A 20,449-nucleotide genomic window follows, 5' to 3' on the forward strand; every position below is an offset into this window, starting at 1 on the left:
AATATCTGCAGCGTTCAAACGCAATTAATGACAAGGGTCAGTACTGAAGTGCTGGCCCTTTTTACATTGCCAGCTCACCATTGCCTTGTTAAGACGCCAGTGCTTACCCGACTGCTCCAACATCAATATCATGAGTATCTGCTTGTGGTGGTGTTGGTCAATCCGGGTCAGGTAGCTGACAGAGACATTGCCATGGGGCACGGTTCGAACCAGTTTGAATTGACTGCCAGCGTAGTGCTGACTGATAGATTCAGCTTGTCTGACCCATTTCTTGTCCTGTTTGCTGGCTGCTTCGACCTGGCGGTTGAATCCCTGTACCGGCTTTTCGGCATAGGAGGTCACCATAGGGGGAAGATCCGAGGCCACGGCCTGGGAGCAAGTCACCAATAACACTGCAGTTAACAGAGAGACAAAACGGGTGGGCAAATACAGCATCCAGCCAATCCTCAGGGCATATCAAACGACACTGTAATCTTGGAGTGCAAATTCCGCTCAGAGTTTCAAACGGGATTGAAAACTGTGATCTGAAACGGTCAGGCGGTTTATTGAGGGGCCAATTGATCCGACATGGTCTGGTAATCAATCAGGTCAATATGCTCTCTGACTCTGCCTTTGTCCGTATCCAGTTTCAGGCTGGTCACTCCGGGCACTGCAACCTCGATGATTTTCCCGGGCTTGCCGAACTGATCACCAGGACCTTTCAGGTAGTAGCTTCCAATCATTACCACCAGAGAGCCTGAGTTGTACATATGCTCCAGATTAAAGCGGTACTCCATCACCCCTTTATGGGCGCGGCGAAGAAAACTCAGAATATGGACTTCACCTGTGTACTTTTTACCGGCAGTACGGTCATAGAAGACGGTTTCTCTGTCGTAGAACTCTTTCAGCTTGGTGTAGTTATGACTGGTCAGCGCCTGCATGTAGTTCATGGCCAACTGTTGTTCACGGGGCATATCTCCCGGCGCGGCCAGAGTCAGGCTGGAAAACAGAAACAGGGATAACCACAAATATCGCACAGTCGCGTCTCTACTCTTTCGACAGATGAAAAACAGGTGGGCAGACATTGCTGCCCGGAGGCTGAATAATGCCTTTTGAATCAGGCGGGATCAAGCGTCTTTATCGGGGTGTTGTCCCATTTGCTGCAGGTGAATATTGAGTGCATCTACCGAGATACGTATCTCCACCACAGACAGCACCAAAGAGTAGAGCAGCAGCGCCAGACTCAGGCCAAAAACGGCTGAACCGACTTTATTGAAACCCAGGTAGATAATCAGCATACAAAGAACACAGAGTGCAAAGCTGATAACCCCGGCTTCCTGCATACGGCGAATGATTTTGATGCGCTGGCTGAGATTATGTATCTGCGCCTGCTTTACCGGTTTGTCGTCACTGCTGAGATTGCGGATAAGGGCCGCCAGCGAGAAAAACCTGTTGGTATAGGCAAGCAGTAACAGGGAGATCGCCGGGAACATAAGGGCGGGTGTAGTCAGAGAGATAGATTGTACGAACAAAGTCGCATGCTCCAATGATTATTATTTTTGAGTCAGAGGTTATTGTTTTAACCCGGGCAGCGCCGGTTACTTGTATAAGCTCACTATCATCCACATCAGCGGCAGACAGGCAAGCAGGGCAATAAAATAGCCGCAGGCAATCCGGCTGATACTGACAGCCCTGAGGATATCGCTTGCGTCAGGCAGCGCGGTCGGCCCAACCTTGGGTCTGGTTACCTTAGCACCATTAAAAATCTGCGGGCCACCCAGTTGTCGCTGCAGTACCTGCGCCCCGGTAATCACGCCCGGGAATAGTGACCAGCGGGAGCTGAATAAGCCGCCGATGGCCAGAGTGCCGGCCTGCAGTGCCAATAACAGGCGCCAGATCAGCACAGGAATGAACAGCAGCAAGTGCATAAGGCGATGCACGGGAACAGCGAACAGGGTGAGTCTGGGGGACTGAAGCGGCCATTGCCAGGTGAGTTCCGCCAGCATTCTAACCAGTAACGCGAAGGCGGTACCTCCGGCGAAATAGGCAAGGGATACGCTGACAACATTAATGGCGGGAATACTGAATGCCAGTTCGGCAGCAGTCTTACTCAACCCTGTGGCCGACAGATTATCAGTGCTTTGAGGAACACGCTTTGCCAGCGCGGTTCTGGCACTGGCCTTGTCTTCGGTATCCAACCATTGCGCTACCTGTAGCAGCTCTTTGCCCAATCCACCCTGATTAATACACAGATAGAGAATAATCAGTTCAAAAAACCAAGGGTAAGCTGCCAGTACGGGAATAAAACTGAGGATGAACCAGAAAGGCAGTACCAGCAACAGGGTGGACAGAGTACCGGCCGTATATTGCTGTGCTTTACTGCGTTCAGGATGGCCAGCTTTGGCTGCCAATTGAGCTGCAAGCTGACCAAACCAACCCAGGGGATCTTTGGAACCGGACAATGGCAGCAGCGCAGCCAGCGCCAACGCTGACAGCAGCAGTCCAAATGTTTCCAGAACACCTATGTCTGTCGCTGACAGGTGAGTGACGTCCATGATCCCCGGGTTAACTCCTTACAGTTGTTGTAGCAATGCCATAACCATCAGGGCTGAGTGGTGACCGGCTTTAACTATGTAGCTGTCAAAATCCACCGGAGAGTCGTTGTTGGCATTATCAGACAGAGAACGGATTACCACGAATGGTACCTGGAACTGATGGCACACCTGAGCAATCGCTGCGGCTTCCATTTCACAGGCGGCCATGGTTGGGAAGTGCTTGAGCATCACTGCGGTACGCTCAGGATCACAGATAAAGCTGTCACCGGTACAGATAAGGCCTTCGATGGTTTTGACTTCACCCAAAGAATCAACGGCTTTCTTGGCTGCTTCAACCAGTTTGGCATCGGGCATAAAGGCGGCTGGCTGTTGCGCCATCTGCCCAATCTCATAACCAAAGGCAGTCACGTCAACATCGTGGTGACGTACTTCAGAGGAGATGACGATATCGCCGATCTCCAGTGAGTCTACAAAGCCACCGGCGCTGCCAGTGTTAATCACATAGTCAGGCTGGTATTTCTCAATCAGCAGCGTGGTTGCGATACTGGCAGCAACTTTACCAATACCTGAACGGGTCACAATCACCTCTTTGCCATTCAGCTGACCGGCAACAAACTCAATACCTGCGATGGTTTGTGACTCAGCAGCTTCCATGGAAGCGATCAGGTGGGCAACTTCCGGCTCCATAGCGCCGATAATACCGATTTTCATGTCAGACCTTTTGAATTAATAAAGGGATAAAATTGGCGCTAACTATAGCATATTCAATGGGCGAGTAGAGGGGACAAAGCTGTTGTCGGCGCACAAAAAAGCCCACTGTGATGTGGGCTTTCGGTTTGGAAGTGACCTCGGGATTAACTCAGATAATTGAGGATCCCCATAGCGGCGTCCCGGCCTTCGGCGATGGCAGTTACCACCAGATCTGAGCCACGAACCATATCACCACCGGCAAACACCTTGGGATTGGTGGTCTGGAATGGGTTATCATCCAGCTTACTGGCCTTTACTCTTCCCCACTGATCCAGCTCGATACCGAAGTCGTTCAACCAGGGGGCAGGACTTGGCTGAAAACCGAAAGCGATAATGACCGCGTCAGCGTCCAGTACTTGCTCACTGCCTTTGATTGGTTCCGGGCGACGTCGGCCAGACTCATCGGCCTCGCCCAGTTGAGTTTCCACGCACTCAAGACCGGTAACCAAGCCATCTTTGGTTTTGATGGCGACGGGCTGGCGGTTGAACAGAAACTCCACACCTTCCTCTTTGGCATTTTGCACCTCGCGACGGGAGCCCGGCATGTTCTCCTCATCACGGCGGTAAGCACAGGTTACCGAGGTTGCGCCCTGACGCACGGCGGTGCGAACACAATCCATGGCAGTATCACCACCACCCAGAACCACCACCTTTTTGCCTTTCAATGACTGGTATGGATGTTCGTCGGATTGAGTGCCCATTACTTTGTGAGTGTTACCAATGAGATAGGGAAGCGCCTGGTATACACCGTTACTTTCTTCTCCCGGCAGGTTACCCTTCATTGCGCTGTAGGTTCCCATCCCAAGAAATACTGCGTCGTACTCGTCGACCAGTTGTTGGAAGGCGATATCCTTGCCGACTGTCACACCAAGACGGAACTCAATGCCCATCCCTTCCATCACGGTACGGCGGGTAGCCATTACACTCTTATCCAGTTTGAAAGAGGGGATACCATAGGTCAGCAAGCCGCCAATCTGAGGGTACTTGTCATACACCACAGCCTTGATGCCATTACGGGCAAGAATATCTGCGCACCCGAGCCCGGCCGGACCCGCGCCAATAATGGCGACTTTCTCCGAACGTGGACTGACAGTGGACATATCCGGCCGCCAGCCCTGAGCTATGGCAGTGTCAGTAATGTACTTTTCGACATTACCAATGGTGACGGCACCAAACTCATCGTTCAGGGTGCAGGCTCCTTCACACAGACGATCCTGAGGGCAAACCCGGCCACAGATCTCCGGCAGAGTATTGGTCTCATGTACCAGATCCGCCGCTTCCATAATGCGTCCCTGTTTAGCCAGATTCAGCCAGTTGGGGATATAGTTGTGCAGCGGACATTTCCATTCGCAATAGGGGTTGCCGCAGTCCAGACAGCGGTCAGCCTGCTGCTGAACCTGTGGCTGATCGAACGCCTGATAGATTTCGATAAACTCGGTTGCACGGCGTTTTACCGGGTGCTTGGCAGGATCCTTACGTGCAACATCGATAAACTGAAAATCGTTACTCATTGCTGTTACCCCGCCTTCACTGACAATACCTGACCACTTTGCTCATGCTTGAGCAAATCCGCCAATTCCACATTCTTGGGTTTTACCAGCACAAAGCAGTCTACCCAGTTTTCAAAGTCGCTGAGCAGCAACTTGGCATGTTCACTGTTGGTGCGCTCAACGTGTTCCTGAATAAGGCCTTTGAGGTGCTCCTGATGAATGGGGTTACTCAGCTCATGGGTATCAACCAGTTCCTTGTTGACCCTTTTGTTGAAGTCGCCGAACTGGTCAAACACATAGGCAAAGCCACCGGTCATGCCCGCGCCAAAGTTCACCCCGGTCAGTCCCAGCACCACTACTATGCCGCCTGTCATATACTCACAGCCGTTATCACCCAGGCCTTCAACCACGGCAATAGCGCCTGAGTTGCGCACGGCAAATCGTTCACCGGCCTGGCCTGCGGCAAACAGCTTGCCGCCGGTCGCGCCGTAAAGACAGGTGTTGCCGATAATGGCTGAGCGGTCAGTCTTGAAGTTACTGCCGACAGCAGGGTAGAGGGTCAGGCTACCGCCGGACATCCCTTTACCTACATAGTCATTGGCGTCACCGATAAGCTTCATCTCCATGCCCGGACTGTTCCAGACACCGAAGCTCTGTCCTGCCGTGCCCTGAAACTCCAGTTGCAGGGACTGTGTACAGCCCTTAACACCATGAGCTTTGGCTATGTAACCGGACAGCGCTGCGCCAACTGAGCGGTCAGTATTATTAATAGCAAAACGACCCGTGAATCCTTCTCCCTGATCAACAGCATCTTTGCAGGTGTCAACCAGCTTCAGGTTTAGCTCGCCTTTATCATCAGGAATGTTTCTTTCCTGCCAGACAGCTGCGCTGCCGGGTTGTACCTGTGGCTTATACAGAATGGCTGAGAGATCCAGTCCCTGTTGTTTATCCGTTTGTCCTTCCAGTGCGGTAAGCCACTCACTGCGGCCAACCAGATCTTCAAACTTGCTGACACCCAGCTGACTCATCCATTCACGGACTTCGGTGGCGACGAACTCAAAGTAGGTCATGACCCGCTCGGGCAAACCATGGTAATGCTTGTCACGCAGGGTTTGGTTCTGGGTTGCCACGCCGGTGGCGCAGTTGTTCAGGTGGCAGATGCGCAGGTACTTACAGCCCAGTGCAATCATGGGCACTGTGCCAAAGCCAAAGCTTTCGGCTCCCAACAGAGCCGCTTTGATAACATCCTGTCCGGTTTTCAGACCGCCATCCACCTGCAGGCGAATTTTATGGCGCAGGCCATTTTGTACCAGAGCCTGGTGAACTTCGGCCAGTCCAAGCTCCCATGGGCTGCCAGCGTATTTCACCGAGGTAATAGGGCTGGCGCCGGTTCCACCGTCGTAACCGGATACGGTAATCATATCGGCGTAGGCTTTAGCCACACCTGTAGCAATGGTGCCAATGCCGGGCTCAGATACCAGTTTGACCGACACCATGGCTGTGGGATTAATCTGCTTGAGGTCGAAGATCAGCTGAGCCAAATCCTCAATGGAGTAGATATCGTGGTGCGGTGGCGGCGAGATAAGTGTTACACCCGGACGGGAGTGTCTCAGACCGGCGATTTCCACGCTGACCTTATCTCCCGGTAACTGTCCACCTTCACCTGGCTTGGCACCCTGGGCAACTTTAATCTGCAGCACTTCTGCATTAACCAGATAGTGCGCTGTCACCCCAAATCTGCCAGAGGCAATCTGTTTGATGGCTGAGTTTCGCTCGCTGTTGAAACGACGGGCATCTTCACCGCCTTCGCCAGAGTTGGAGCGCCCACCCAGACGGTTCATGGCAATTGCCAATGCTTCATGAGCTTCAGGGCTCAGTGCGCCAATACTCATGGCGGCGCTGTCAAATCGAGGGTACAGGTGTTTGGCGTCTTCAACCTTGTCCAGTTCGACTGAGGTTTCTGTTCCCTTGATGCCAATCAGGTCGCGCAGCGTTGCTACAGGTCTGTCGTCAACCAGTCCGGCAAATTTCTTATAGGCCTGATAATCCCGGTCACGGAGTGATTGCTGTAGCGTGTTGACCACATCCGGGTTAAAACAGTGGTACTCGCCGCCATCAACATACTTGAGCAGTCCACCCTGCAGCAGTGGCAGGTGTTTGCGGAAAGCTCTTTGATGCAGCTTTTGCTGGTCGTCGGCAATATGGCTGAAGCTAACCCCTTGGATACGGCTGATCACACCTTTGAAGCAAAGCTCAACCACATCATCGGCCAGACCTACGGCTTCGAACTGCTGGCTGCAGCGGTACGAGCCAACTGTGCTGATCCCCATTTTGGACATAATCTTCCGCAGGCCTTTTTCAATGCCCTGACGGAAGTTCAGCATCAGTGTGATCCTGTCCTCTTCGCCGAAACGATCTGCCATATCTGCGATGGATTCATACACCAGGTACGGATAGATAGCGGTAGCACCAAAGCCCAGAAGCACTGCAAAGTGGTGTGGATCACGGGCACTGGCAGTTTCAACTATGATGTTGGTGTCACAGCGCAGGCTTTTTTCCACCAGGCGCTGTTGCACCGAGCCCACCGCCATGGCCGCGGGGATCAACTGAGTTGACTGAGTGATTAAGCGGTCAGACAGCACCAACAGGGTTGTGCCTGTGCGCGCCAGACGCTCAGCTTCATCTGTTACCCGGCGAATGGCGTTTTCCAGCCCTTCGGCAGGGTCATAGTTCAGCTGCAGGGTATCGGCACGGTAATTGGCCTTGTCCAGCGTCATCAGTTGGCTGAAGTCGCTGAACAGCAAAATAGGGGATTCGAACATCACCCGGTAAGCATGGCCAGTGGTTTCGTTAAACAGGTTTTGCTCGCGACCCACGCAGGTGGTCAGCGACATCACATGTTTCTCTCTCAAGGGGTCAATCGCCGGGTTGGTAACCTGGGCGAACTTTTGGCGGAAGTAATCGTACAGACTGCGGTGTTGTTTTGAGAGCACCGCCATAGGGGTGTCATCACCCATTGAGCCTGTTGCTTCTTCCCCTCTCTGAGCCAGTACCCAGATCACCTGCTCCAATTCTTCACGGGTGTAGCCAAACAACTTGTGGTATTGCAGCAGAGCATCGGCCTTAAATTCTCTGGTGCCATGTTGATTGGCTGCCAACATATAGGCAGGCGTCAGCGTCTTGGAGTTCTTTGCCATCCACTGTTTGTATGGGTGACGGCGCTTGAGGTCGTCATCGATTTCAAAGGATTGATACAGACGACCGTCAAGGGTGTCCAGAACCAGCAGTTCACCTGGGCCAACCCGACCCTTTTCGATGACCTCATCGGCGCCGTAATCCCAGATGCCTACTTCAGAGGCGAGAGTGAGAATTCTGTCTTTGGTGATCACATAGCGGGAAGGGCGCAAACCATTTCTGTCAACGGCACAGGCGGCATGACGGCCATTGGTCATTACGATGCCTGCTGGACCGTCCCAGGGCTCCATATGCATGGAGTTAAAGTCGTAGAAGGCTTTAAGGTCTTCATCCATTTCCGGGTTGCTTTGCCACGCAGGTGGTATCAGCAAGCGCATGGCACGATACAGGTCCATCCCGCCGGACAGCAGCATCTCCAGCATATTGTCCAAAGAGGAGGAGTCGGAACCTGTTTCATTGACGAAAGGTGCAGCCTGTTGCAAGTCAGGTAACAAAGGCGAATTAAACTTATAGGCCCTGGCTCTTGCCCATTGGCGGTTACCGGTAATGGTATTGATTTCACCATTGTGAGCCAGATAGCGGAAAGGCTGAGCCAACGGCCATTTGGGTGAAGTGTTGGTTGAGAAGCGCTGGTGGAATAAACAGATGGAGCTTTGCAGCCGGATATCAGCCAGATCCTGATAGAACTCTGGCAGGGTCGCAGGCATCATCAGGCCCTTATAGACAATCACCTGACCGGAAAGCGACGCCACATAGAAATCTTTGTCATCTGTCAGTTGCTGCTCCAGTCTGCGACGCGCCATATAGAGACGACGCTCGAGATCTTTCTCTCGCCAGCCAATAGGGGAGTTAATCAATACCTGATAGATCTGTGGCAGGGTGTCACGACCAATGGGGCCCAGAGCATCCGGGTTAATCGGGACTTTACGCCATCCGGCGATACTCAGAGTTTCCCGCTCCAACTCCTTTGCCAGCATAAACTGTGCAGCCGCGGCTTTGTCTTCATCCTGGCTGAGAAACAGCATGCCTACGGCAAATTTCCGGCTCAGGTGCCAGTCATTTTCCGCTGCAACGGCCTCAAAAAACTTAACCGGCATCTGCATCAGCAGGCCGCATCCATCGCCCGTTTGCCCGTCAGCGGCAATACCACCCCTGTGCTTCATTCTGTCCAAGCCATGAATCGCGGTACGCACAATACGATGGCTGGGTTCTCCATCCATCTGGGCTATCAAGCCAAAGCCACAATTGTCCCGCTCAAAACTGGGATGATACAAACTCATAAACACAACCTCCCTTCAATGCTCAAGGTTTACTACGTCGGGAGAAATGACTTTTCTTATATTGATTTTTACCCGAACCATCCAAGCTATCTTCACTTTATGCAAAGGTCAATCAAGAAAAATGCATAAAAATATGGTTTTGAGTCATGCTTTAGTCGTTGGGAAATTGATGGTTACGTTGACGTAAACTGAAAAAGCGCTCGTATAACGGTATGAATAAAAAGAAAATTGAAACATGCTTTGTGATTTTGTTACGAAATGGACGACGCTGGGTAAGATTGTTCCGAATTTACGAATAATGATTTTTTTTGCAAATACAGTGAATGGAACTTCGTGAGTGCTTAGTCAGCACTGACTCCCGGGATTTTGATCTTTGCCAAGGACTATTACTCAAGGAGTGACTAAAATACCCGCCTTTTTCATTTCGGGAGCGTCGCCATGGGACTCGACAAATATGCCAATACCTTTGGTGCCGTTTGCAAAGCCAAATACGGTACCCGTGTAAAGAAACTCACTATTGATGCCAAATTTACCTGCCCCAACCGGGACGGTACTTTGGGGAAAGGTGGTTGTACCTTCTGTAACGTAGCCTCATTCAGTCATGAAATGGGCAGCCCTCTGAGTATCAGTGAGCAGCTGCAGGCGGGTAAAGCCAATATGGAAATCAAGCGTATACAGAAAGTGGGCAGTGCCAAAGGCACCGCTAGCGATAAATTTATTGCTTATTTTCAGGCGTATACAAGCACTTATGATGAGTATCAGGTACTGAAACAGAAATATGACGAGGCTCTTGCTGATGGTCATATTGTGGGGTTGCACGTCGGCACCAGGCCTGACTGCGTTCCCGATGAAGTGCTGACTTTGCTGGCAGAGTATCAGTCCAGAGGCGTTGAAGTGTGGCTGGAGCTGGGTTTGCAATCTGCCCATAATCACACGTTAAAGAAGATCAACCGGGGTCATGAGTTTGACGCCTACGCCAATACTGTAACGCGTGCCAGATCCCATGGACTCAAGGTTTGCACCCATCTCATCCTGGGCTTACCCGGTGAATCCCATGATGACTACATGCAAACCCTGAAGATGGTACTTGAGCTTGGAGTCGAAGGGTTGAAGATTCACCCCTTACACATAGTTGAAGGCAGTACCATGGCTAAAGCCTGGCGGGCGGGTAAATTATCGACACTAGAGCTGGAACAATACGTTTACAGCGTTGGCGAGATGATCAGAGCGATTCCATCTGATGTCATACTGCACAGAGTCAGCGCCTATGCCAAAAAGCCCATGTTGCTTGCACCTGAGTGGTGCTCATCCAGATGGGATGGACTGGTGGCCATTGTGGATAACCTGAAAGAGCATGGTGGGCAAGGGGTGAATACCCATAGTCCTTTCACCCTGCTATAGCCCTGTGACAACTTGCTACATCTATTAGTTTTTTTAAGATGAAGATGTCTTGTGTCACCCTGTTTTGTTGCGTTTTTGTTAACTGGGGCGGAAACTTCAGCAAAATCCACTTATTGTGTTGCACCACGCTTGGCAGCAGGTATCATGACTCAGATAAAATGACCTGCAACCCTGCATTTCATAGGGAATCGAAGCAGCGCAAGCGTCCAGTGGACAGCGGCATGCAGTGGGCGTAACGAATATACTCTACAGAGGGGGCATCAATGGCGACAGCTGATTTGGAAACTATTCTGGACCTGAACACACTGGAACAATATTGCAGTGCAATCGGAGCCGGAACCTTGCTTAAAAGTGTTGTATTGTTTGAGCAGCTGATGCCTGAATATGTAGGGAACCTGGTAACAGCAAGCCAGGATGCTGAGAAAGAAGTACTGTGCTCTGAAGCACATAAGTTCAAGGGAGCCGCTGGCTCTGTGGGTTTGAAGCGTATTCAGCAGTACGCTCAGTTACTGCAGCATGGTGAAGCGTCAGATTGGCCAGAAATGCACTCAGAATGGTTGAGTGTCATTGTTGAGAATGGCGAAAAAGATCTGGCGATGCTGAAGGCTTATCTGGAAGCTAAAGTGTAACGCTTTGGCTCAAGAGATAAACGGTACCTAAGGGTGCCGTTTTTTTATGCCTGTAAAAAGTGACGACAGTTTCTAATGGCGATTCCTTTGTCAGGTTTGATCTGAATTGGCTTTTTCAGTAATTGAAATGTGCTAGAGTGCTTAAAGTTAGAAAATCAGGTGCAAATGCAAAAAGGCAATCGATTAAATGAAACATTTACCCAGCCTGAAAAACCTGTTTTACCTGGTCAATCTGCACCAGGAACAGAACTTCAACCGAGCTGCCAAGGTTTGTCATGTCAGCCAGTCGACGCTGTCCAGTGGTATCCAGAATCTGGAAGAGCAGCTGGGGCATCAACTCATTGAGCGTGACCACAAATCTTTTATGTTCACCGCGATAGGTGAAGAGGTGGTGCTGCGGTCAAGAAAGCTGCTGACTGATGTCGATGATTTGGTTGAGCTGGTTCGTAATCAGGGCGAACCTATGACCGGTGAAATAAGATTGGGGTGTATTCCCACTATTGCGCCATTCCTGCTCAGTCGGGTTGTGCGTCACTGCCAGCAAACCTACCCTCAACTCAGTTTGTTGTTAAAAGAGGACACCACTGACAGATTACTCGAGTCTCTGGGGAAGGGGGAGTTGGACCTGTTGTTGCTGGCTTTGCCTGTTGATACCCGCGGATACCACAAGATGAAAGTAGGTGTTGATCCATTCAAAATGGTGGTTCATAAGGATCTACAGGCGGATTTCCATAACCCTGTCGATTATCAACTGCTGCCCGATGAGAGCATCTTTCTGCTGCAAAGTGAGCACTGTATTACCGGCCATGCAATTTCAGCTTGCCAGCTGTCTGACAGCGCCAAGGTAAACCCATTTGCAGCCACCAGTTTGCATACACTGGTGCAGATGGTTAACAGCAAACTGGGTACGACTTTTCTGCCGCAGATGGCAATTGACTCAGGTATTCTGAATGACACCGAGTTGGAGGTGATTAACCCGCCGGGAGAGGCCCCTTATCGGGACATCGGCCTGGTGTGGCGACAAACTACCAGCCGGATTTCCACCTTCAGGAATCTGGGACTTGAGATAGAGAAACTCCTGAGTCAAGCACAGCAAAAAGCGGCATGATAGCCGCTTTTCTTTTTCTGTTTATCATTGATTCTGGCGAGATCATCTGCCTCTTGGGCTAACACCGAATACCTGAGTGGTATGTTGCTTACCTTTGAGTTTTACCTGACCCAAATCGTGCAGGACATAGGCTGAATCACTGTTTTCCAATCTGTTTACCAGGTTACCAGACAGCAGCATATTTTGGCCCAGTGGGTTACATTGGTCCTGCAATCTGGCCAGAGTATTCAGCACATCAGAGAAGAAACTGATCTCCTGTTTATGCACCCCAACGACAGCTGCCACAACCTGACCACAGTGCGCCGCAGCTTTGAACTTGGGCACAAAGCCGTAATGCTCTTCAAAGTACTGCCGCTGCCAATTGAGTTGTTGGCTGAACTCAAAATAGATGTTCATGCAGCGGTCCTGCACCACGCCCTCTTCAAGGGGCCAGTGAATCAGCGCTGCGTCACCCATATAACGATAGATTTCAGCTTCATTGCGGTTGACGGTATCTGCCAGCAGGCTGAAGCTATCCTGGATCAAACGGCTGAAACGGTAGTCGCCCAATGTTTCGGCATGGGCCGTGGAAGAAACCATATCCAGATACAGGAACAGGCGTTGTTCATATCTTGGCTTGTGGTATTTGCCCATGCCGATATTAATCAGGACTCTGGGGCCAACCAGCAAACTCATTTGCTCAATAAATGCCAGACTCACCCGCACGACGACCAGGTAAACGATCAAAGCCTGGAATGAAGGGGTATAAAGTACATGGACTGTCAGCATTTGGCGTAGCGTCGCCATGTGGTTTTCAATGGCCCACATATTCAGGAACTGGGTCATATACGCCAGTGTAGTGGCACCCAGCAACAGGAACAGGCCCTTGAAGATAACGGAGAACAGATAGGGGAGGCGGTTGATGGCGCTGAAATCTGCTATCAGGTTGGATAGCCAGTGCAGACTGCCGAATATCACACCCATATAGATAGCAAGCGTCGCCAGATCTGCAGAGCCAACAGCCCATTGAGGCAGATCCGGAGTTTGCGCGTAACGGAAAAATACAAAGGCAGCCATAGCGGCTGTCCATGCAAGAATTGCAAACGCCAGTTTTATGGCCTGTCGACTTGCTCTCACTGACTGATTATTACTCTGTGAATGATGCTGCTCCAAAGAGCCGCTAGTGTATTCATATCAAGGCATCTTTTCCAGTCACATTCGTGATCCAGATCAAGTGGCCGAAAGAAGGTCTGACTTGTGTTAATGTTTCAGCAGGTCGGGTATTCGGTTTATTGAGAAAATCGGTTTAATTTCTTCGGGTTATCAGATTAACACTAAATCAGGCCGATTTTTCAGCACGTCGTCAGCCAAAGGCGCGGGCCAATATCGACGCGGTAAAACCTGTCTTGAGATAGAAGCCTCTGGGGTTAGTCATAATAGTTTTCCCCTCTTTACCTATGGCTTCGGTCACGACTTTACTGTTGGCGGCTTTGGGGCGAAGTTGCAGTACATCGCCATGGCGGGCACTGACGCTTTCTACCTTCCCCAGCGCGATTAACTCCATAATCTCTTCCCAGTCCTGTTTCAGCAATTGCTCTTCGTCGTTATTGGGCTCCCAGAGTATGCCTGTACCTATACGTCGCTGGGCGACCGGGATCTGCCTGTCACCCTCAATGGGTACCCAGAGTACCCGCTGCAACTTATGTTTCACCAAGCTGTCTTGCCAACACAGTCCCTGGATATTAATCAGTGGCGCAACACATACATAGGTAGTTTCCAGCGGCGAACCGCTGAGACTCAAGGGAATGGTTTTCAGCTCCACGCCCAGATGAATAAAGTCCTGCATCGGCTTGGAGCCCGCAGTCGCACCAAGATGAGTTTCAATCAGTTGTCCTGTCCAGCCTTTATCTCTGCGCAGATTTTCAGGCACTGGAATACCATGATGGGATGCCAATTGCCCCAGTGTCAGGCCTGCCATATCATCTACACGCTGCATCAATTCATCTAAGTCTTTAGGGGCCGGGGTGGTCAAACTGAGGTCCTGTCATGAGCCGGGGAATAGCTGATTAGTGTACCAGTGTTGGATAAGTTTTAAGTGCCGGTTTTCAATTGAATTGTACTGGGCGTTTTGTGACCAGCCTGACTTTGACACATATTAACTTCTATCTTTATTGGTAAGCTGCTGATTTGAAACGATATAAATAGAGTTTCGGGATAATGTCGTTTTGTTTGTTCAACTTACTCTCTGCTTTCCCCTGTTTTCCTCACAAACTTATCCACAGATTTTTTGGATAACTCTTGATTCCGAATGCTTAACAGCAGTTTTCTGACAAAGTCAATCCACTAAATGACCGTTATAAATGATAAAACTCAGAGGTGGATGAATTCGAGTGTGAATAAACTGCGCACATTTACTCATATAGTGCTAAGGATTATCTTGCTGGTTAAAAAATGTGCAATCGTATTTTTAAGGCTCTATGCACTCTATGTGTGTGCGTTTAAGTGTTTGAAAAATAAGGTGTTATTGTTGTTTGTTTAATCTAGTGATGAAAATCCCATTTTACGGTTTTACTGGCTTTTAGCGGTGTTTAACCGAGTTTCGAACATAGATATCCACAGATTTTGTGGATAATCCCCAGAGCAAATTTCATGCTGCTGTTGATAATTTGAGATTTACCTTAAACTTTATCCAAAACATCACTAAAAATAGACGTTTGCCGAGGATGCGTCTTTGTGAAACAATCGACTCATTGAAAGTTTTTTGTTTGGAGTCCATGTGATTGACAGCGACGGTTTTCGCGCGAATGTGGGCATCATAATCTGTAATAAATTTGGACAAGTAATGTGGGCCAGACGGTTTGGTCAACATTCATGGCAATTTCCACAGGGCGGTGTGGATGAAGGGGAAACGGCTGAGCAGGCCATGTACCGGGAATTATATGAAGAGGTCGGGTTAAGACCTGAGCATGTACAAATTCTGACTTCAACCCGCTCCTGGCTCAGATACAGGCTGCCTAAGCGCCTCGTCCGGCAGGACAGCAAACCTGTGTGCATTGGCCAGAAACAGAAGTGGTTTTTATTGCAGCTGAAAAGCCATGAGAATGCCATCGACCTGAATTCTTCCGGTCATCCCGAGTTTGATGACTGGCGCTGGGTAAGTTATTGGTACCCGGTCAGACAGGTGGTGTCTTTTAAGCGTGATGTATATAGAAGAGTAATGAAGGAGTTCGCCCCCACTGCACTGCCTTTTCAAACGCGGGAGTCAGGGAGGCGTCGGTCCAGGACCAGAAACTGAAGCCAAGAGGATAAAATGCAGTGCTGACGACACTAAGGGATATCACCCAGTCAGTGGCAATGTCATCAAGCCTGGAGGAGGCTTTGACCTCTTTGGTGCAGCGTACCAAACAGGCGATGATGACTCAGTGCTGCTCAGTTTATCTGCTCGAGGAGCAGCAACTGATCTTAAGTGCAACCGATGGATTGGCGGTTGAAGCCATCGGCAAAGTCATCATGCCTCTCTCAGAAGGCTTGGTGGGTCTGGTAGCTCAGCGCGAAGAGCTGGTTAACCTGGCCAAAGCCCATCTTCATCCCAGATTCAAAATTTTCCCAGAGGCGGCTGAAGAACACTTTCAGGCATTCCTTGCCGCTCCCATTATTTATCAAAAACAGGTGCTGGGCGTTATTGTCGTTCAGCAGAATCAAGCCAGACAATTCAGCGAAGGTGAAGAAGCGTTTTTGATGACGCTGGCCGCTCAGTTGGCAATGGCTATTCACTCTCTGAAACAGAAAGTCTCCCATCAATCTCTCGGTTCTCAGCCTGTGATTTATCAGGGTACCGCTGCCAGCCGTGGTATCGCCATTGCTCATGCTCTGGTGCTGGGGGCTGATCTCCCTCTTAAGCAGGCTGAGCTGAAGGCGAAAGATATAGACGCTGAACTGGAGCGTCTAAATAACGCTCTGGGGCGTAGCAGGGATTCTCTCAACGCATTGCTGCAGCGATTTGAGCGTGAGGATGATGAAGTCAGCAACATCATGGAAGCCTTACTGCTGCTGTTGGATGAACAGAGCCTGGGGGGCGAGTATCTGGCTGAGGTGAGAGCGGGCTGGATGGCGGAGTCCGCCGTCAGTCGGGTTTCTCTCAAATATATTGCTCAGTTTAGCGCGATGGATGATAACTATCTGAAGGAGCGCTCCCGGGATATCAAAGAGCTGGGCCAGAGGGTGCTCAGACAGCTGATCGAGCCGGGTAAGGTGACACTTCATCCGGGTGAGCCTGTTATTTTGGTGGCCAGGGAGGCTGATACCGGCCTGCTGGCTGAATTTCCAAGACAAAAGTTGGCGGGGGTCGTAACAGAGCTTGGCGGAGTCAACTCCCATGCCGCGATTGTTGCCAGAGCCCTGGGGGTGCCAGCCCTGACCGGGGTAGAGCAGCTGCTTAATCGTCAGCTCGATAGTCGCCTGATGGTGATCAATGCCAACCGTGGGCAGTTGCTGGTTGAACCGGGCCCTTCTGTCATAGAAGAGTATCGCAGCCTGATTGCGTCGGAAAAAGCGCAACAAAGGGAGTATGCCAGCGAGCTTCATTTGCCGGCTGTGACTCTGGATGAGAAACGAATTCATCTCTACATTAACGCCGGATTGCTCAGTGGTGTGGAAAACCAGCTTGCTGAGGCGGCAGATGGAATTGGCCTGTATCGCAGCGAAATTCCTTTTATGCTGGAGCAAAGGTTTCCCAGTGAATCCGCGCAGGTGAAGGTATATCGTCAGGTACTCAAAGCTGCGTCGGGACGCCCTGTGGTGATGCGTACCCTGGATGTCGGTGGCGATAAACCTTTGCCTTATTTTCCCATTAAGGAGGAAAATCCCTCCCTTGGTTGGCGTGGCGTCAGGTTCTCGCTGGATCACCCTGAACTTTTTCTTATTCAGTTAAGAGCCATGATGACTGCTTCTGTGGTTGAACACGCCCAGCTGTCTATCCTGTTGCCCATGGTGTCCAGTATTGATGAGATTGATATGGCACTGGCTTACTTTGAACAGGCCTTTGAAGAGCTGCAACAGGAGTATGGCAGTCAGGCGCTGCGCCCTAAAATCGGCATTATGCTGGAAGTACCGGTACTGCTTTTCCAGTTGGAGGAGGTCGCCCAGCGAGTGGATTTTGTGTCTGTGGGCAGTAATGACCTGACACAATACCTGTTGGCAGTGGATCGCAATAATCCCAGAGTTTCAGGTTTGTTCGATGCATATCATCCGGGTATTTTACGGGCATTGCGACGCGCCAGAATTGACTGTGACAAATATGGTTTGGATGTGAGTGTTTGTGGAGAGCTGGCGGGCGAACCCATGGGCGCTTTGCTGCTGGTTGCCATGGGGTATGACAGACTAAGCATGAACCAGGGGAACCTGGCGATGATTAATTACCTGTTACGTCGTGTATCCTGTGCCGAGCTGCAGAACTTACTGCTCCAGTCTTTGTCACAAAGTGAAGGTCAGGACGTACGCGAGGTGGTCAGGGAGTTTCTGATGTCGCTGGGTCTTGGCAATACAGTCAGTCATTAATTAAAAACAGGCCGTATAAGCGTGCCGTCCGTCGGGTGTTGCCGACGATTTTGGGGGAACAGAGTTGGATACTGTCATTTGGATTTTTTCCCTGTGCGTGTTGCTTGGGGGACTGGTGGGGTTTGCCGCCGGTTTGCTGGGTATCGGCGGTGGATTGATGATAGTGCCGGCACTGATGTACCTCTTGCCTTCTGCGGGCATAGATAGCTCTCAACTCCCCCATGTTGCCATCGCGACTTCATTGGCAGCCATTATTCTGACCTCTTTTTCTTCTGCCCGTGCCCATCAAAAACGCCAAAATATCAGTTGGCCGATTTTTTATCGCCTGGTGCCCGGAATTCTGCTGGGTGCCCTGTTGTCAGGTTTTGTTTCTGAGCTGATCCCGGCAGATCAACTCAAGCAGGCGTTTGCCATATTTGTCATCCTGATGGCGGTGCAGATGGCATTTCCCTTAAAGCCCAGCCAGGGGGAAGGGCTACCCGGCAATTGGTTGGTTTTTCCTATCACCATACTGATTGCCGTGATTGCAGGTCTGATGGGCATAGGCGGTGGTGTGCTGCTGGTGCCACTGCTCAGTTACTGGGGTATGCAGATGCGCTTTGCTGTGGGTATTTCCTCTATGATGGGCCTGGTTATTGCTACTGGTGGAACGCTGGGTTACATAGTCGCGGGCTGGAATACCCCTGAGCTGCCTTCCGGAACTCTGGGGTATATCTATCTGCCGGCGCTGGCAGGAATTGTCACCTCATCCGTATTGGTGGCACCTCTGGGAGTTGCTGCCGCGTCCAGCTGGCCAACACCCGTATTGAAAAAGATTTTTGCAGGCTTATTGATGGTGATCGGCATTAAGTTAATTCTGGGCTGATCTTGGTATATTGTTGCTCCTTTGTGGGGCTGAATGGATAAATTATGGCGTTAACTTTCCCTCAAATTGACCCGATTATGGTGTCTTTTGGGCCATTTGAGATTTTTGGGCACACTTTTGAGCCGGCGTTGCGTTGGTATGGCTTTATGTATCTGGTTGGCTTTGTTGCCGCCATGTGGTTGCTTAACCGCTATGCAGACAGGTCCAAGGGGGTATGGACTAGAGATCAGGTTTCCGACCTGCTTTTTTACGCTTTCCTTGGCGTCATACTTGGCGGGCGTATCGGCTATGTTATCTTCTATCACTTCGATCTGTTTCTGGCGAATCCCTTCTATTTGTTCCAGATTACCCAGGGAGGTATGTCCTTCCACGGTGGTTTGATCGGGGTAATACTAGCCATGCTTTATATTGCCCGTAAGCAGGGTAGAAGCTTTTTCCAGGTGGCTGATATGGTGGCCCCGGTTGTGCCAATAGGCCTGGGTGCTGGTCGTATCGGTAACTTTATCAATGGTGAGCTTTGGGGCCGTGTAACCGATGTTCCCTGGGGCATGGTGTTCCCGGGTGGAGGGCCATTGCCGCGTCATCCTTCCCAGCTGTACCAGTTTGCTCTGGAAGGTGTGGCCTTGTTCCTGCTGCTCTATTTCTTCAGCCGTAAGCCTCGTCAGACAGGGGCGATTTCAGGCATGTTCCTTTTGGGTTATGGTATTTTCCGTTGTGTAGTGGAAACCGTGCGACAGCCTGACTCCCAGCTGGGATTCTATTTTGGATTTATGACCATGGGACAGATCCTGTCTATCCCTATGATTGTGTTTGGTTTGTATTTGATTTTCCGTAAACAGGACGCGAAGTAATGCAACAGTATCTTGATTTAATGCAGCATATTCTGGACAAAGGCACAGACAAGTCTGACCGAACCGGTACCGGAACCCGTTCCGTTTTCGGTTATCAGATGCGTTTTGACCTGAATGAAGGGTTTCCTTTGGTCACCACCAAGAAGTGTCATTTGCGTTCCATTATTCATGAGCTGTTGTGGTTTCTGAACGGCGATACCAATGTGAAATACCTGCATGACAACAAGGTATCAATCTGGGATGAGTGGGCAGATGAAAATGGCGACCTGGGCCCAGTGTATGGTGCCCAATGGCGCAGCTGGCCAACCCAATCCGGAGACAGCATTGATCAGATCAGCCAGATTATCGAACAGATCAAGACTCAACCGGATTCCCGCCGTTTGATAGTGTCAGCATGGAACGTGGCTGAGTTGGATAAGATGGCCCTGGCACCCTGTCATGCCTTCTTCCAGTTCTATGTGGCTGATGGCAAATTATCCTGTCAGTTGTATCAGCGCAGCTGCGATGTGTTCCTGGGGCTGCCATTTAACATCGCCAGTTACGCGCTGTTGACCATGATGGTTGCTCAGCAATGCGACCTTGAGTTGGGTGAATTTGTTTGGACTGGTGGTGATACTCACTTATATTCCAATCATATGGAGCAAACTGAGCTACAGTTGAGTCGGGAACCAAGAGCGCTGCCGAAAATGACTATTCTGCGTAAGCCTGAATCTCTGTTTGATTACAGGTTTGAAGATTTCGAACTGACTGATTATGACCCGCATCCACATATTAAGGCGCCGGTCGCAATTTGATTTTTTTTCACGCAATA

General features: G+C 50.5%; 17 protein-coding genes. 8 read left to right on the plus strand and 9 right to left on the minus strand.

Annotation, left to right across the window (positions count from 1 at the left end; genetic code table 11):
• Positions 1-24 precede the first annotated feature (24 nt).
• The 7 genes from ACFOE0_RS05590 to gltB form a co-directional block, all read right to left on the minus strand.
• On the minus strand, positions 25-435 hold the full coding sequence (locus ACFOE0_RS05590) for a hypothetical protein (protein ID WP_248935092.1): 411 nt from the start codon (positions 433-435) through the stop codon (positions 25-27).
• A gap of 107 nt (positions 436-542) precedes the next feature.
• Positions 543-953: a nuclear transport factor 2 family protein gene (locus ACFOE0_RS05595; protein ID WP_248935534.1), complete on the minus strand. Its 411-nt coding sequence runs from the start codon at positions 951-953 to the stop codon at positions 543-545.
• A 153-nt stretch (positions 954-1,106) separates the two neighbouring features.
• Positions 1,107-1,511: a DUF2721 domain-containing protein gene (locus tag ACFOE0_RS05600; protein ID WP_283106369.1), complete on the minus strand. Its 405-nt coding sequence runs from the start codon at positions 1,509-1,511 to the stop codon at positions 1,107-1,109.
• Between the two features lie 66 nt (positions 1,512-1,577).
• On the minus strand, positions 1,578-2,534 hold the full coding sequence (locus ACFOE0_RS05605) for a cobalamin biosynthesis protein (RefSeq protein WP_248935091.1): 957 nt from the start codon (positions 2,532-2,534) through the stop codon (positions 1,578-1,580).
• An 18-nt stretch (positions 2,535-2,552) separates the two neighbouring features.
• Positions 2,553-3,245 (minus strand): 5'-methylthioadenosine/S-adenosylhomocysteine nucleosidase, encoded by a 693-nt coding sequence (gene mtnN, locus ACFOE0_RS05610; protein ID WP_115135803.1) that lies wholly within the window; start codon positions 3,243-3,245, stop codon positions 2,553-2,555.
• A 143-nt stretch (positions 3,246-3,388) separates the two neighbouring features.
• Entirely contained in the window at positions 3,389-4,795 is a 1,407-nt protein-coding gene (locus tag ACFOE0_RS05615; RefSeq protein ID WP_248935090.1) for an FAD-dependent oxidoreductase, read from the minus strand.
• 5 nt (positions 4,796-4,800) lie between these two features.
• Positions 4,801-9,249 (minus strand): glutamate synthase large subunit, encoded by a 4,449-nt coding sequence (gene gltB, locus ACFOE0_RS05620; RefSeq protein ID WP_248935089.1) that lies wholly within the window; start codon positions 9,247-9,249, stop codon positions 4,801-4,803.
• A 438-nt stretch (positions 9,250-9,687) separates the two neighbouring features.
• Between gltB and ACFOE0_RS05625 the strand changes: the two genes are divergently transcribed.
• The 3 genes from ACFOE0_RS05625 to oxyR all read left to right on the plus strand — a co-directional run bounded on the left by ACFOE0_RS05625 (position 9,688) and on the right by oxyR (position 12,387).
• Positions 9,688-10,650, plus strand: coding sequence for a TIGR01212 family radical SAM protein (locus ACFOE0_RS05625; RefSeq protein ID WP_248935088.1), 963 nt, complete (start codon positions 9,688-9,690; stop codon positions 10,648-10,650).
• A 263-nt stretch (positions 10,651-10,913) separates the two neighbouring features.
• Positions 10,914-11,279 carry an Hpt domain-containing protein gene (locus tag ACFOE0_RS05630; RefSeq protein WP_115135799.1) on the plus strand — a complete coding sequence of 122 codons (366 nt, stop codon included), beginning with the start codon at positions 10,914-10,916 and terminating at the stop codon, positions 11,277-11,279.
• Between the two features lie 187 nt (positions 11,280-11,466).
• Positions 11,467-12,387: a hydrogen peroxide-inducible genes transcriptional activator OxyR gene (gene oxyR, locus ACFOE0_RS05635; protein WP_115135798.1), complete on the plus strand. Its 921-nt coding sequence runs from the start codon at positions 11,467-11,469 to the stop codon at positions 12,385-12,387.
• Positions 12,388-12,429: 42 nt separating this feature from the next.
• On the opposite strand, the gene ACFOE0_RS05640 is transcribed toward oxyR, so the two are convergent.
• Entirely contained in the window at positions 12,430-13,503 is a 1,074-nt protein-coding gene (locus ACFOE0_RS05640) for an adenylate/guanylate cyclase domain-containing protein (protein WP_248935087.1), read from the minus strand.
• Positions 13,504-13,729: 226 nt separating this feature from the next.
• Positions 13,730-14,398, minus strand: a complete 669-nt coding sequence (gene mutH, locus ACFOE0_RS05645) for a DNA mismatch repair endonuclease MutH (RefSeq protein ID WP_283106367.1) — start codon at positions 14,396-14,398, stop codon at positions 13,730-13,732.
• A gap of 744 nt (positions 14,399-15,142) precedes the next feature.
• On the opposite strand from mutH, the gene rppH reads away from it, so the two are divergent.
• The 5 genes from rppH to thyA all read left to right on the plus strand — a co-directional run bounded on the left by rppH (position 15,143) and on the right by thyA (position 20,432).
• Complete coding sequence (rppH, locus tag ACFOE0_RS05650) at positions 15,143-15,661, plus strand: RNA pyrophosphohydrolase (protein WP_248935086.1); 519 nt, start codon at positions 15,143-15,145, stop codon at positions 15,659-15,661.
• A gap of 20 nt (positions 15,662-15,681) precedes the next feature.
• Positions 15,682-17,922 carry a phosphoenolpyruvate--protein phosphotransferase gene (ptsP, locus tag ACFOE0_RS05655; RefSeq protein ID WP_248935085.1) on the plus strand — a complete coding sequence of 747 codons (2,241 nt, stop codon included), beginning with the start codon at positions 15,682-15,684 and terminating at the stop codon, positions 17,920-17,922.
• A 64-nt stretch (positions 17,923-17,986) separates the two neighbouring features.
• On the plus strand, positions 17,987-18,787 hold the full coding sequence (locus tag ACFOE0_RS05660) for a sulfite exporter TauE/SafE family protein (RefSeq protein WP_248935084.1): 801 nt from the start codon (positions 17,987-17,989) through the stop codon (positions 18,785-18,787).
• 44 nt (positions 18,788-18,831) lie between these two features.
• Positions 18,832-19,638 carry a prolipoprotein diacylglyceryl transferase gene (gene lgt, locus ACFOE0_RS05665; protein WP_248935083.1) on the plus strand — a complete coding sequence of 269 codons (807 nt, stop codon included), beginning with the start codon at positions 18,832-18,834 and terminating at the stop codon, positions 19,636-19,638.
• On the plus strand, positions 19,638-20,432 hold the full coding sequence (gene thyA / locus ACFOE0_RS05670; protein ID WP_248935082.1) for a thymidylate synthase: 795 nt from the start codon (positions 19,638-19,640) through the stop codon (positions 20,430-20,432). The genes lgt and thyA overlap by 1 nt, the downstream gene beginning before the upstream one ends.
• The last annotated feature ends 17 nt before the right edge of the window (positions 20,433-20,449 follow it).

Source organism: Shewanella submarina, assembly GCF_042646185.1.
GTDB lineage: Bacteria > Pseudomonadota > Gammaproteobacteria > Enterobacterales > Shewanellaceae > Shewanella > Shewanella corallii.

Coding starts and splice junctions, on each gene's coding strand:
- ACFOE0_RS05590 (WP_248935092.1), bottom strand. CDS start 435: ATGCTGTATTTGCCCACCCGTTTTGTCTCTCTGTTAACTGCAGTGTTA.
- ACFOE0_RS05595 (WP_248935534.1), bottom strand. CDS start 953: ATGCCCCGTGAACAACAGTTGGCCATGAACTACATGCAGGCGCTGACC.
- ACFOE0_RS05605 (WP_248935091.1), bottom strand. CDS start 2,534: ATGGACGTCACTCACCTGTCAGCGACAGACATAGGTGTTCTGGAAACA.
- mtnN (WP_115135803.1), bottom strand. CDS start 3,245: ATGAAAATCGGTATTATCGGCGCTATGGAGCCGGAAGTTGCCCACCTG.
- ACFOE0_RS05615 (WP_248935090.1), bottom strand. CDS start 4,795: ATGAGTAACGATTTTCAGTTTATCGATGTTGCACGTAAGGATCCTGCC.
- gltB (WP_248935089.1), bottom strand. CDS start 9,249: ATGAGTTTGTATCATCCCAGTTTTGAGCGGGACAATTGTGGCTTTGGC.
- ACFOE0_RS05625 (WP_248935088.1), top strand. CDS start 9,688: ATGGGACTCGACAAATATGCCAATACCTTTGGTGCCGTTTGCAAAGCC.
- ACFOE0_RS05630 (WP_115135799.1), top strand. CDS start 10,914: ATGGCGACAGCTGATTTGGAAACTATTCTGGACCTGAACACACTGGAA.
- oxyR (WP_115135798.1), top strand. CDS start 11,467: ATGAAACATTTACCCAGCCTGAAAAACCTGTTTTACCTGGTCAATCTG.
- lgt (WP_248935083.1), top strand. CDS start 18,832: ATGGCGTTAACTTTCCCTCAAATTGACCCGATTATGGTGTCTTTTGGG.
- thyA (WP_248935082.1), top strand. CDS start 19,638: ATGCAACAGTATCTTGATTTAATGCAGCATATTCTGGACAAAGGCACA.